Here is a 12,263-nt window from a genome sequence, read left to right as displayed (position 1 = left end):
GCGTCGACCGGAACGGACGCCGAGCGATCAACGGAATCCGGCGCCGGAACCGCGAAAGGGTCACACACCGGTGCGGGGACGGCGGGCAACTCCGCCACGGCGTCGGCTGTATGGGAGAAGAACGGAGAATCCATCGTCATCTTCACTGTCCTCAAAGGAATGATCTGCCATCCGGCTGCCCGGACAACCACCGTGCATGCCAGGGCACTCCAGCGAAGTGGCCGCGGGTGGGGGTGAGGCCGGACGGCCCCGCGCCGGGCCGCGGGCGCGGGGGGCGCGCGGGAAGGTCAGCCGAGGCGCCACTGCTGGTTGGCGCCACCGTTGCACGTCCACAGCTCCAGTGCGGTGCCGTTGACGTTCCCCGATGCTTGGTCGCCGCCCGTGACGTCCAGGCACAGACCGGACTGGACACCGGTGACCGAGCCGTCGGCGTTGAGCCGCCACTGCTGGTTGGCGCCGCCGTTGCACGTCCACAGTTCGACCGCGGTGCCCGTCGACGTGCCTCCGCCCGTGGCGTCCAGGCACTGAGTGCCCCCGTACAGGCGCAGTTCCCCGGAAGCCGTGGACGTCACCTGCTGGTTGGCTCCGCCGTTGCAGTCCCAGATCTCGATCTTGGTTCCGGGTGCGGTCTGGTTGTTGAACGCGTCGAGGCACCGGTTGGAGGACGCCCCGACGAGCGGGTGGGTGGTCCCGGTGGTGGTCGACGAGCCGGTGGAGACGCGGTACATGACGCTGCCGTGGCCCGGCACCGTGGCGGAGATTGCACCGCTGGACGTGGTCTTCACGTGCGACCACAGGTTGTTGAGGGTGTAGCCGGACGATGCGGGGAGTCCGACCGCGGCGGCGGTCGTGGAGATCGTCGCCGCCCCGGCGTTCTCGTTGAAGAGCACCACGGCCCGGTCCCCGTTGGCCAGCGGCTTGGTCAGCACGTCCAGACCGCCCGCGGAGGAGATCTGGGTCCCCTGCTTGCCCAGCGAGTCCTGGTCCACGGCGATGACGTCCCGGTTGCCGAGCAGGGACAAGGTCGCGGCGGAGGAACCGGGCAGGTCGTTGCCGGCGATAAGCGGGGCCGCCATCTCGGCCCACAGGCTGAACTCGCTGCGGTCCTCGGTGAACGACATACCGCCATTGCCGACTTCGAGCATGTCGGGGTCGTTCCACCCGCCCGGACCGGCGTACGCGGCGAGCTGCACGTTCGCATGGAAGATGGACAGCATCGAGCCGAAGCTGTCGTTGATGTCTCCGGTGGTGCGCCACATGTTGCCGACGCCCGCGCCCCAGGTCCAGACGTTGTCCTGACCCCACTCGCACAGGCTGTACAGGATCGAGCGTCCCGTTCTGGCCAGAGCGTCGCGCATGGTCGTGTCCCGTTGCTGCGGGGAGGTGCCGTCGCCGTTGCAGTTGTCGTACTTGAGGAGGTCCACGCCCCACGACGCGAAGCTGTTGGCGTCGGCCTGCTCATGGCCGAGGCTGCCGGGATAGCCCGCACAGGTCTTGGTTCCGGCGCTCTCGTAGATACCGAGCTTGAGGCCCTTGCTGTGGACGTACGCGGCGGTACCGCTGATCCCGTCGGGGAATTTGGCGGGATCCGGTACGAGGTGGCCGCCGCTGTCACGGCTGCCGGACATCCAGCAGTCGTCGATGTCGACATAGCTGTAGCCGGCCGCCGCGAGGCCCGAGGTGACCATGAAATCGGCGACCGACTTGACCTTCTGCTCGGTGACGTTGCACCCGAAGGAGTTCCAGTCGTTCCACCCCATGGGAGGTGTCGCGGCGAGTCCGTTCGGCAGGGCGGCGGCCTGCGGTGCCGGAGCCAGCAGTACGAGGGCGGGCGCGGTGACGGCGGCAAGTCCCAACGCGGTCACGCCGGCCGAAATCCGGGTGGACAGGGAGCGACGAGACCGGGCCGCGCGCGGCGGCCGGCAGAAGAGGCGTGCACTGAAGGGCATGGTCGTTGCTCCTTGGTCGGGTCGGAACGGGTCACCGACGTGAGACGTCGTTGGTGGCGTCCGGGCAGATGCCGACAGCGCGCCGCGTGACGGCAGCGGCGGCAGAGGGCCGCGGAGTTCGGGGCATCGCTGCACGGCGTGGCCCTTCGCCGGTGGGGGGAACGGCACAGGAGCGCCTCCCGATCCGCAACCTGGAGCCGCACGACCGGGAGACTGCGCGACAGCGTGGGGTCATGTTCATTTCTGCGTCAAGGTGCGTATCAATAAAACATGTTCCAACGGAGGGGCTTCCGCCAATCAGCACGCCACCACCGCCAACGCCACCCTGACCGAGCTGTGGGACTGCAACGGCGGCGCCAACCAGCAGTGGACGTGAGCGGAGCAGTACGCCGGAATCACGGTGGTCCGGCCGAACGCGGGGAGAAGCGTGTGATCAGGACCAAGAGCATGCTGGGCGGAGCGCTCGCACTGACCGTGGCGGTCGGCGACATGACGCGGTACTGGCCAGTGGTGTCGCGGACATCACCAGCCGGGCTCCTGTCGAGGCCGGCAGCAGATTCCGCATCGGCAGTATGACGAAGCCGTTCGTCGCCACGGTCGTGCTGCAACTCGGTCTGCACCGAACGTCCGTACCAGGCGACGACACCGCGATCATCGGCCCACACCCGCGCGGCTCCGTACGCCTCGGCGCCTGCGCACCCCTCGGCGACATCACCGCGATCACCCCTTCGGTCGCGGGCGCCTCCGGCGAGATGATCTCCAGCACCGGTGACGTCAATCGTTTCCCCGCGGCCCTGTTGGGCGGCAGACTGCTGCGCCCGGCCCAGCTCAGGAAGATGATGCGGACCACCGTCCGGACCGCGCTGTGCGCGGGCGGGCCGTCACGCTCCTGGTAGCACACCGGACAGGTCGTCAGAAGGTGCCGCGACGACGCAGTGGGCGGGGGCGGCCGTCCGGGTCCGCCAGGATGCGCGCGGGAACGACGGCCAGGGCGTGGGCGACCGGGGAGATGCGCGGTGTGGCGTAGGTACGGAGACGGCCCGGCGGCCGGGTTCCCAGGCGATCGCCGTGATGCCAGGAGTCGAGAGCGCTAGCCGCGGCCGCGAAGGCGTCGTAAGCGGGGACGGCGTCATGGAGGTCGTCGCGGGAATCCTCGGCGCGGACCAAGTGCTCCGCGGCAAGACGCAGCCGCAGATTCCGGGCGAACGCGCGAGCACCGTCGGCAACCTCGCCTGGTCGTGGTGTGGCTTCCCGGGTGTCGAGTACGGCGCAGGTCAGCTCGGAGTCGTGGGTCCAGGAACGCACGTTGAGGTTGGCCGATCCCACCGAGGCCCATACGTCGTCCACGACGCACACCTTCGCGTGCGTGTAGACCGGCGTCCCCTGTTCGTTCTCCAGGCTGTAGACGGCGAAACGCCGACCGCCCGCACGGCGCAGCAGGTTCAGGGCACGGGCGCGTCCGAGCAGATTCATCGGCCCCGACAGGGCGCCGTTCTGGTCGGGGAACGGCGGAAGCACGGCTTTGCGGATGCCCCGCGCGATGCTCCGCTCCCCCTCGGGTGCGAACGGATAGCCGTGCCTGAGCGGAGGATAGGTGCGCAGCACCTGCACGCGCGCCGTACCGCGCGGCCCGGGGTCCGGACCCTGTTCGGGCAGCGGGTCGGCGACCGTGTCCTGATGGTGGACGAGTTGCCGGATCCGGCCCGGCAGGCTGCGGCTGAGCGGGTGAGGATCCTCCCAGCGCTCCCGGAACGACGCCTCGATGTCCCCCACGGCCGGGCCCCGCACGGCGAGTTGGATGTCGTGCCAGGGCGGTCTCGGGCCGTAGGCGTCCGCGATCGGCAGCGGCTGCCGGTCACCGCGGTGCTCGGCATCGTCTCCCCGGCTGTGGCACAGGTCGATCCCGCCGACGTACGCCACGTCCCGCTCGGGATGCGCCCGGTGCCGCAGGACGACGAGCTTTTGGTGGTGCGACCCGCCGGGCCGCACCCGCATGTCGAGAAGGCACTCGCCCCCAGCCTCTTCGATCTCCTCCCCCAAGTGGGCGTTCTCCCGCTCGCTGAACGCCAACGAGTCCACGTGGGAGCGCCACACCAGGCCCTTGACCACGACTCCCCTGCGCGCGGCGTCGCACAGGACCGCACCCACCGCGTCCTCGTCCTCCTCCCCCAGGCGCTCGTCCGGGTCACCCCGCCAGTCGGTGAACAGCAGCAGATCACCCGCCTGTTGTGCGCGCACGGCCGCCAGCAGCTCGGGGAAGTATTCCGCTCCGTGGACCAGCGGCCGGACGTCGTTGCCCTCCGACCACGGCGGCGCGTCGCCGCGCCGCGTTTCGAGCCGCGTCGCCGGATTGCCCCGCTCCCCCGCCGCAAGCAACCACTCATCAGGACGCATGTCCACACATCTTCCACCGCAGGCGTCATCTCATGCCCGCGAGCGGAGCCGCACGGCTCGGCGGAGGCCAGCCCGGCTGGCCGCCTCGCCGTTCCGGTCGGCATGGAGGTCCTGCGCGGATGCCGTGCCCGCGGCAGGGCAGGTTGCCCGCGCGAATGCCCGCCGTGGTCGGAGAAATCGGGGGTACGCACCTTCTATGACGGACTCCCCCCTCACCTTGGGCATCGAAGAGGAATACCTGCTACTCGACGCCGGTACCGGACTACCGTCGCCGCGCGCGACACAGGTACAGGCAATGGCACATCTGGGTGCCGAGGTCGGTGTCACCGAAGTGGAGAACGAACTCCTGCAGGCCCAGGTGGAGGTCGCCACCGGCATCTGCACCGAACTGGGCGACGCCGCCGAGCAGTTGGCGCACTTCCGTACGGCGGTCGGCGACGCTGCGGCCCGCGCGGGCTGCCGGCTGGCGGCCACCGGCGCGGCGCCCTTCTCCTCCGGCACCACGATCCCCGTCACGGACAAGCAGCGCTATCACGAGATGCGCGAGAACGCGGCGGTACTGGTCGACGAGCAGCTCATCGACGGCATGCACATCCACGTCGCGGTACCCGATCGGCACGCGGGCGCCGCCGCCCTGGGCCGGCTGCGGCCCTGGCTGTCCGTCATGGTCGCCCTCGGCGGCAACTCGCCCTACTGGGAGGGCCGTGACACCGGCTTCGCCAGCTGGCGGACCGTGGTGTTCGGCCGCTGGCCCGTCAGCGGCGCCCCGCCCTACACCGGAGACGCCGCGACGTACGAGCAGCGTGTCGACGCACTGCTGCGGACCGGCGTCATACCCGACCGTCGGCAGCTCTACTGGCACGCCCGGCTCTCCGAGACCTACCCCACCCTGGAAGTACGCGCGGCCGACGTCCAACTGGACGTCGACAGCGCCATCACCCTCGCCGGGCTGGCCCGTGCCCTGGTCGCCACGGGACTGCGCCAGACGATCGACGGAGCCCCACCGCTGGACCCGCCCAGCAGCGTCCTGCACGCCGCCGGCTGGCACGCCGCCCGGCACGGCCTCACCGGCAACCTCGTCGACCCGCTGAGCGGTTCCCCCGCCAGAGCCGCCGACGTCGTCGCCGCACTGCTGGACCATGTCACTCCCGCCCTGCGGGAATACGGTGACGAACAGCGCGTCCACGACGGCCTCGTCCGCCTGCTCGATGCCAACACAGGCGCCGAGCGGCAACGCCGCGCGCGGGAAGAGGGCGGTACGGCCGCTCTGCTCGACCTCATCGCGCCGACCGCGACCGCCCCGCCCCCCACAGCGGCACCGGCCGGTGACGACGAAGCGGGCCGCGTCCCCGCCTGACCGCGTTCGTCCCGGCCGCTGCCCCCGCGGCCGGGACGAACGCAGTGCGCGCTGCTGATCTCCGCCACCGTGCCGCCCGTCGTCCACCGCCTGATGGACGTGACCGGGACGCACGCCTACTTCACCTTCACCCCGTCGCAAGGCGACGAGCACCCACGCGATACCTGAACGCGATGCAGGCACCCGGCCCCGCCACGCGTGATCGAGGCGGACCGGAGAGCACCCGGTCCGCCTTGATCACGCACAACGCAATCAGTCCTTGTCGCGGTGGAACACGTCCTTGATCGCGTCCTTGGCCTTCTCCTTGGCCTCGGTCGCATGGCCCTTGGCCTGGTCACCGCGGCCCTCGGCCTGAAGGCGCTCGTTGCCCACGGCGTTCCCGACGGTCTCCTTGACCTTGCCCGCCGCCACGTCCTTCTTGCCCTCGGCCTTGTCGCTGCCGCTCATGATCCGCCTCCCTCAATCACGCCGACCGCCTGGCCGATCAGCCTCTTCCGGTCTGCTGCCCGGTTCGGGCCGCTCAATACCGGTACGCGCGAGATCACACCCGGATGATTCGGATCCCGGGGCTCCGGGCGCCTCCCGCGGGGTGGCGGCCGACGCAGGTCCGGTCCGCACACACGCCGCCGTGGGCGTCCGGGCCACGGCTGAATCGGCGCAGCCCTTGCGTTCGAGCGCGGTTCAACTGTGAGGATCCGAGGGCCGCCGCGCGGGCGGCACCATTCGAAGAGGTGTATCCCCTTGCGTTACCGCGATCTCGGTTCCCGTTCCGTCTCCACGCTGTGCCTGGGCACGCTGCCGTTCGGCTCGGTGGTCGACGACGACACGTCCTTCTCCCTGCTCGACCGGTTCGTGGAGCGCGGCGGCTCCTTCATCGACACCGCGAACTGCTACTGCTTCTGGCGCGACGGCAGCGACGGCGGGGACAGCGAACGCCTTGTCGGCCGCTGGCTCGCGGAGCGCGGCATCGTGGACGAGATCACTGTGGCCACCAAGGTCGGCGCCCTGCCCGCGGGCGCCGGTCAGTGGCCCGCCAACCGCGAGGGACTCTCCCGCGCGGCCGTCGAGACCGCCGTGTCCGGAAGCCTGCGACGCCTGGGCAGGGAGAGCATCGATCTGCTCTACGGGCACATCGACGATCCGCGCACAGGACTGGACGAGACCGTGGACGTCTTTGCCCGACTCGTGGCCGACGGGGTGGTGGACCAGGTGGGCATGAGCAATCAGGACGTCCTGCGCTTCTCGCGGGCCCGCGAGATCGCCCGGCGCCAGAACCTCCCCGCGTTCACCGCACTGCAGCAGCGGCACACGTATCTGACCCCGGCGGCCGAGGCCGACTTCGACTACCAGGTCGCCCTCGACACGCCCATGCTCGACTACACCGCGACACAGCCGGACCTGACGGTCCTGGCCTACAGTTCGCTGCTGGGTGGCGCCTACACGGGTACGAAGCCGGTACCCGTCGAGTACCGGCACGCGGCCACCGACAGCGCGCTGGCCGTCCTCGCGGAGGTCGCGGACGAGGCCGGGGCCACACCCAACCAGGTCGTGTACGCATGGATGCTGCACGGCACTCCGGCCGTGATACCGCTGGTCGGCGTCAGCAGCCTCGGTCAGCTGGACGAAGCGCTCGACGCGGTGGAGCTGGACCTGACCGTCGAACAGTGCGCACGGCTCGACGCGGCGCGAGCCGCGCGAACGACCGTGGCGCGAGCGGTGTAGGGCCGCCCCACCGCTCCCGGGACCGCCCTGTCATCCGTACGAGCCCGTTGTGCGAGTCGTGTTCGAGCACGGCCCCGGTCCGCCTCCGTACGGGACACTCCCCGGAGGCCGCCGGCCGTTCCGCCGAATCCGTCCGTGTAGTGCTGATGAGGCAGGGTAGGGCGCCCATACGGGGTTGTGGACGGCGGCGCGGAGGCGTGAGAGTGCAGTACGGCAACGCGGTGATCGACGGCACACCGTTCTGCTGCCGTGCCATGCGCCGCGACCGGCGGGCGTCCGCAGCGGTCGCCTGGTGCTGACGTGACCGAAGAGAGTACGGACCCGACAGCCGAGCTGCTGGAGCTCGCCCGGCAGATGTCCGAGCCCATACGGCGGCTGAGCGTGCTGTGGTCGCGCGCACAGACACGCGTCAATCCGCAGCTGTCGACGCAGCAGATGCGCGTGCTGGAAGGCGTCGATGCGTCGCCCGGCGTCAATCTGACCAGCTTGGCCAAGACGCTCGACCTCGGTGTACCGGCCGCGAGCCGCCTGTGCGACCGGTTGGAGGCGGCGGGGCTGCTCGACCGCCGGGGCTCCGCCCACAACCGCCGCGAGATCACCCTCGCCACCACCGGGCGCGGCCGTGATCTGCTGGAGAAGGTGTCCGCGCAGCGGCGCAGCGATCTCGCCGCGGTGCTGCGCGATCTGACGCCCAGGCGGCGCAGGGAGCTCCTGCGGGCACTCCAGGCGCTCCAGGAGTGCCTGCCCTGAACCGGCGCCGGTGCGCCGGCTCAGGGGTGTGCCCCACCCGGAGGGCACACCTCACCCACCGCTCCAGTCCAGGACCACCACGGCCGCGTCCGATTCGAGGTCACCACCGCCGATGTGGTCGAAGAGCGAACCGACCACCGCACGTGCCGTGTCGTACGGCGCCGAGGTCGCCACGCCGCGCAGCCCGTCGTGCAGCGCACCCCGACCGAACTCCGTCCCGTCGTCCGACCGGGCCCGGTGCACACCGGAACTGACCAGGACCAGCCGGTCCCCGGGCTCGACCAGGAAGGACTGCTCCTCGTACGGGGTGTCCTCCGCCATGCCGAGCGGCATCTGCGCGATCAGCTCGATCTGCTCCACGTGGCCGTCCCGGTGCCGGTACACCCGCGGTGAACCCGCGTCGACCGCGCTGACCCGGCCGGTCGTGAGATCGAAGCGGAGCAGCAGCGTGGCCGCGTGCGCGGCCCCGCCGTACTGCCCGAAGAGGGCCTGGTCGGCGAGGGTGGCCTGGCCGACCACATCGAGACCGGCACGCCGGGCGTTGCGCATCGCGTTGACCGCCAGGCTGGTCACCAGCGAGGCGTCCACGCCCTGGCCCATGCCGTCGGTCACGGTGACGACGAGCTGGTCCGCGTCCGCGCACCAGTCGAAATTGTCGCCGCCGACCGCGTAGGCCGGCTCCAGGTGGCCGCCCAGGGCGAATTCCTTCCTGGCGCAGCCCGTTCCCGGGAGCAACTGCCACTGCATCTCCGCGGCCAGCGTGAGGCGTCTGCGGCGGCGCGCCTGCTGGAAGAGGTCGGTCTCGCGGTCGGCGATCAGCAGCTCGTGTCCGAGCGCGCCGGCGAATTCGGCCAGATCGGCCACCAGCTCCCGGCTCACGTCCGGCTCGCCGAAGCTCACCGCCAGCACTCCCAGCCGGTCGCCCCGCACCGTTACCGGGGCGTGCACCACCGTGTCGCCGTCCATCCCGGCCACGACCGGGATCTGCTGGGAGAAGGCGATCCCCCACGGGTCGTCGGCGATCGGCAGCGCCCCCGCGGTCCTGGGCAGCTCGGTGACCGGCTGGAGCACGGTACGGCCGTAGTCGGCGAGCAGCAGGGCGGCGTCCAGCGCACCGGCCCGCTCGATCAACAGCGCCCGTGCCGCGGCGACCATCTCGTGGGGCGCCGTCGCCCGCAGTTCCCGCTCCACGCCCTCCTGGCGACCGAACATCCTCAATACCTCTCCTCGGCAGGTCAGCGCCCGGCGCCGGTCCGTCGTCCGGCCCGACACCGTGGCCGCTCCCCCGCTGCACCACTGCCCAGGTGCGCGCGTTCGATTCCACTTCTCCCCTACCACGGGGTGCGCCCCGCGGAGGGCCGGACGGCCGCGAACCGTCCTTCACGGTCCGGTCGGCTGAACGACCGGCGCTGCGATGGACTACGTTGGGCGTGCCAGATCAGTTGTTTTTCCCGGACTCGCGGGTCCCTCGGCGCCGTACGGAGGCGGATGGTGGACCGGTTCGCCCGTCTGGTGGCCAGTGTCCTGCAAGTGCCCCGGACACTGGTACTGACGACCTGGCAGTCGCCCGGCTCCGACGCGCCGACGGTGGAATCCTGGCCGCCCCGGGAATACTGGCACACCGACGCCGAGGTCGGGCTGTGCCGCCAGGTGATGACGGCGGGCGCACCCGTCGTCCTGCAAGGTCGCTCCGCACGGACGGTGGACTCGGCCGTCGTACCGGCGCCGCGTTCCAAATGGCGGGCCGCCGCCGCGGGTCCGGAGCCGCGGCGGGCGGACGGGCTGCCGGGAGCGTTCCTCGGCGTGCCGGTCGTCGGCGGGGACGACGAGCCGATCGGCGTGCTGGGCGCGTTCGACGGCGAGCACCGGGCGTGGACGGCCCGGAATCTGGAAGACCTCAGCGATCTGTCGGCCGCGTGCGGGGCGGAGCTGCGGCTGCGGATGTACGCCACGCCCGCGAGTGGCGCGCGGCCGGACGCACAGGCACTGCGGCACAGCGCGGAGCTGGCCTCCGAGGTGGCGCAGCCGCTGGAGGCTCTTTTGGGCCGGGCCCAGCTGCTGCTGCGGGCGGCCGAGGTGCTGACCGCCACGACCGGCCTGGGCGAGGTGCGCCGCCGGGTCAGCGACCTGGTCAGCGGCGACCTGAGACCCGCCTATGTGGGGCTGTCCCTGCGCGACCGGAACACCATGCGCCGTACGGTCGACCGGCTGGCGCCGCCGGTCAAGCTGGAGACGGAGTTCCCGGAGTACGCGCTGACGGCGGACTGGCCGAGCGCGCAGGCCGCCCGGGAGAACCGGGTGGTCGTGGTCCCGGACCGGCAGGCCCTGATCGACGGCTACAGCCCCCGAACCGTGGCGGTCTTCGACGCGATGGGCCTCCAGACGGCCGTGTGCGTCCCGCTGCCCGGCACGCACCGTGCCAACCTCGGCAGTCTGGTACTGGCCTGGGACACACCGCACGAGATCGACGTGCCCGAGCAGGCCGTGCTGACCGCGATCGCCGGGTACACCGCACGGGCCGTCGAGCGCGCGCTGTACTTCGACCATCAGGTCAGTACGGCGCGGCACCTGCAGCGGGCCATGCTCACCGACCTGCCGGACGTTCCCGGCCTGGATCTGGCGGCGCTGTACCGGCCCGCGGCGCACGACGAGATGATCGGCGGCGACTGGTACGACGCGTACGCGGTCACGGACGGGCCGGACGCGTCGCACGGGTCGGACGGGCGGGACCGGCCGGAGGGATCGGAGGTCCTGGACGGACGGCGGCCGGTGGTGGTGACCGTCGGCGACATCACCGGCCACAGCGTGCAGGCCGCCACGGTGATGGGTCAGGCCCGCAGCATGCTCCGCCAAGCGGAGTACGACCATACCGGCCGCTCGCCGGTGGCCGCCGTGCACGCTCTCGAAAGCGCCGGCCGCCGTCTGAACGTCGATCTCAGCGGCACCCTCGTGCACGGCCACCTGACTCCGCTGCCGGACGGCCATTGGCTGTGGGAATGGACGAACGCGGGCCATCCGCCTCCCCTGTTGCTCGTCCCGGGCCGACCGGTCGAGCAACTGGAGCGGCACGACTGGCTGTTGCACCCGTATGTGCAACCGCCCCGCGCGCGCACGGCGCACCAGCAGGTGCTCCCGCCCGGCAGCACCCTGCTGCTCTACACCGACGGCCTGGTCGAACAGCCCGGCAGCCCGATCGACGTGTCCATCGAGGAGGTCGGCCGGCTGCTCGCCCGCTCCCGTACGGCCGGGACCTCGCTGTCGGAGGTGCTGGAGCTCCTCGCCGACTCCGTGCCCCGCACCGACCACCGCGACGACATCGCGATGCTCGCCGTCCACGTCCCGCCGGCGGGCGACGGGTGAGGGCCGTCATCCTGGAACCGACGCCCCGCCGCCCGTGCCGCATCCGTACGGCCGGGAAGTACCTCGCGAGCCTGCTGCGCACGACGGGCCATCGGGACCGCGCGTCCTTCGCCGCTCATCCGGCGCCGATCGAGAGGTGAGGCGGCACGGTCCGGCGGCGACGGTGTGATCACCGCGCGCGTTTACTCGTGGTGCGCCGTACGCGTGCGGTCGCCGCGTCGGAAGTTCGCGGCGAGGACGACTCCGAGCAGCACGAGTGCCGCGTTGACCGCCACGGCCGTCGTGACGCCGTGGTGGATCGCGGAGGCGGTGATCGCGCCGCCGCTCGCCGCGGTGACGATCGCGGACATGACCGGTGTGCCCAGGGTGATGCCCACCTGCTGCGACATCGAGGCGAGCCCGGTCGCCAGGCCCTGTTCGTCGTCCGGCACCCCGCTGGTCGCGGTGATCATGAAACCGACGATGACGAGCATGTTGCCGATGCCGCCGAGGAATGTGGCGGGCAGCAGCAGGGCGAGTGCCGTACCCGTGCCGGTGCCGAGGAGGAGCAGTACGGCGGTGGCGACCGCCTGGAGCAGGCCGCCGGCCACCAGCGTGGTCGTGGTGGAGGTCCGCGCGATCACGCGCGCGGCGGTGAGCCCGCCGAGGACCGTACCGGCGCCCAGGACACCGAAGGTGGCGCCCGCGGCGAGCGGGGAGAAGCCGAGCGTGTCCTGGAGGTAGAGGGTGAG

General features: G+C 71.4%; 10 protein-coding genes. 5 read left to right on the top strand and 5 right to left on the bottom strand.

Annotation, left to right across the window (positions count from 1 at the left end):
- Positions 1–287: 287 nt before the first annotated feature.
- The gene (locus BM076_RS32125) at positions 288–1,949 is read right to left on the bottom strand and encodes a glycoside hydrolase family 27 protein (RefSeq protein WP_093717284.1); all 1,662 of its coding nucleotides are present in this window, start codon (positions 1,947–1,949) and stop codon (positions 288–290) included.
- Between the two features lie 500 nt (positions 1,950–2,449).
- On the opposite strand from BM076_RS32125, the gene BM076_RS32120 reads away from it, so the two are divergent.
- Positions 2,450–2,845, top strand: a complete 396-nt coding sequence (locus BM076_RS32120; protein WP_093717283.1) for a serine hydrolase — start codon at positions 2,450–2,452, stop codon at positions 2,843–2,845.
- Positions 2,846–2,861: 16 nt separating this feature from the next.
- Here the strand turns inward: BM076_RS32120 and BM076_RS32115 are convergent, their stop codons facing one another.
- Entirely contained in the window at positions 2,862–4,343 is a 1,482-nt protein-coding gene (locus BM076_RS32115; protein ID WP_093717282.1) for a phospholipase D-like domain-containing protein, read from the bottom strand.
- 196 nt (positions 4,344–4,539) lie between these two features.
- Here BM076_RS32115 and BM076_RS32110 point away from each other — a divergent pair, with 196 nt between their 5' ends.
- Complete coding sequence (locus BM076_RS32110; protein WP_093717281.1) at positions 4,540–5,700, top strand: carboxylate-amine ligase; 1,161 nt, start codon at positions 4,540–4,542, stop codon at positions 5,698–5,700.
- A gap of 252 nt (positions 5,701–5,952) precedes the next feature.
- On the opposite strand, the gene BM076_RS32105 is transcribed toward BM076_RS32110, so the two are convergent.
- Positions 5,953–6,147, bottom strand: a complete 195-nt coding sequence (locus tag BM076_RS32105) for a CsbD family protein (protein WP_093717280.1) — start codon at positions 6,145–6,147, stop codon at positions 5,953–5,955.
- Between the two features lie 294 nt (positions 6,148–6,441).
- Here BM076_RS32105 and BM076_RS32100 point away from each other — a divergent pair, with 294 nt between their 5' ends.
- Positions 6,442–7,422 (top strand): aldo/keto reductase, encoded by a 981-nt coding sequence (locus BM076_RS32100; protein WP_093717279.1) that lies wholly within the window; start codon positions 6,442–6,444, stop codon positions 7,420–7,422.
- Between the two features lie 300 nt (positions 7,423–7,722).
- Positions 7,723–8,172, top strand: a complete 450-nt coding sequence (locus BM076_RS32095; RefSeq protein WP_093717278.1) for a MarR family winged helix-turn-helix transcriptional regulator — start codon at positions 7,723–7,725, stop codon at positions 8,170–8,172.
- Between the two features lie 51 nt (positions 8,173–8,223).
- On the opposite strand, the gene BM076_RS32090 is transcribed toward BM076_RS32095, so the two are convergent.
- Complete coding sequence (locus BM076_RS32090) at positions 8,224–9,384, bottom strand: PP2C family protein-serine/threonine phosphatase (protein WP_093717277.1); 1,161 nt, start codon at positions 9,382–9,384, stop codon at positions 8,224–8,226.
- A 318-nt stretch (positions 9,385–9,702) separates the two neighbouring features.
- On the opposite strand from BM076_RS32090, the gene BM076_RS32085 reads away from it, so the two are divergent.
- The gene (locus tag BM076_RS32085) at positions 9,703–11,532 is read left to right on the top strand and encodes a SpoIIE family protein phosphatase (protein WP_245796584.1); all 1,830 of its coding nucleotides are present in this window, start codon (positions 9,703–9,705) and stop codon (positions 11,530–11,532) included.
- A gap of 182 nt (positions 11,533–11,714) precedes the next feature.
- Here BM076_RS32085 and BM076_RS32080 read toward each other — a convergent pair.
- Positions 11,715–12,263, bottom strand: a 549-nt coding sequence (locus BM076_RS32080; RefSeq protein WP_143120700.1) for an MFS transporter, incomplete at its 5' end; no start/stop codon positions are given.

Source organism: Actinacidiphila alni (genome assembly GCF_900112845.1).
GTDB classification, from domain to species: Bacteria; Actinomycetota; Actinomycetes; order Streptomycetales; family Streptomycetaceae; genus Actinacidiphila; species Actinacidiphila alni.
The sequence above is the reverse complement of the archived record's forward strand: the minus strand, read 5'-3'. Positions and strand labels throughout refer to the sequence as shown.

Excerpts from the sequence above, each read along its gene's own strand:
- BM076_RS32110 (WP_093717281.1), top strand. The coding sequence starts at position 4,540 with ATGACGGACTCCCCCCTCACCTTGGGCATCGAAGAGGAATACCTGCTA.
- BM076_RS32115 (WP_093717282.1), bottom strand. The coding sequence starts at position 4,343 with ATGCGTCCTGATGAGTGGTTGCTTGCGGCGGGGGAGCGGGGCAATCCG.
- BM076_RS32090 (WP_093717277.1), bottom strand. The coding sequence starts at position 9,384 with ATGTTCGGTCGCCAGGAGGGCGTGGAGCGGGAACTGCGGGCGACGGCG.
- BM076_RS32105 (WP_093717280.1), bottom strand. The coding sequence starts at position 6,147 with ATGAGCGGCAGCGACAAGGCCGAGGGCAAGAAGGACGTGGCGGCGGGC.
- BM076_RS32125 (WP_093717284.1), bottom strand. The coding sequence starts at position 1,949 with ATGCCCTTCAGTGCACGCCTCTTCTGCCGGCCGCCGCGCGCGGCCCGG.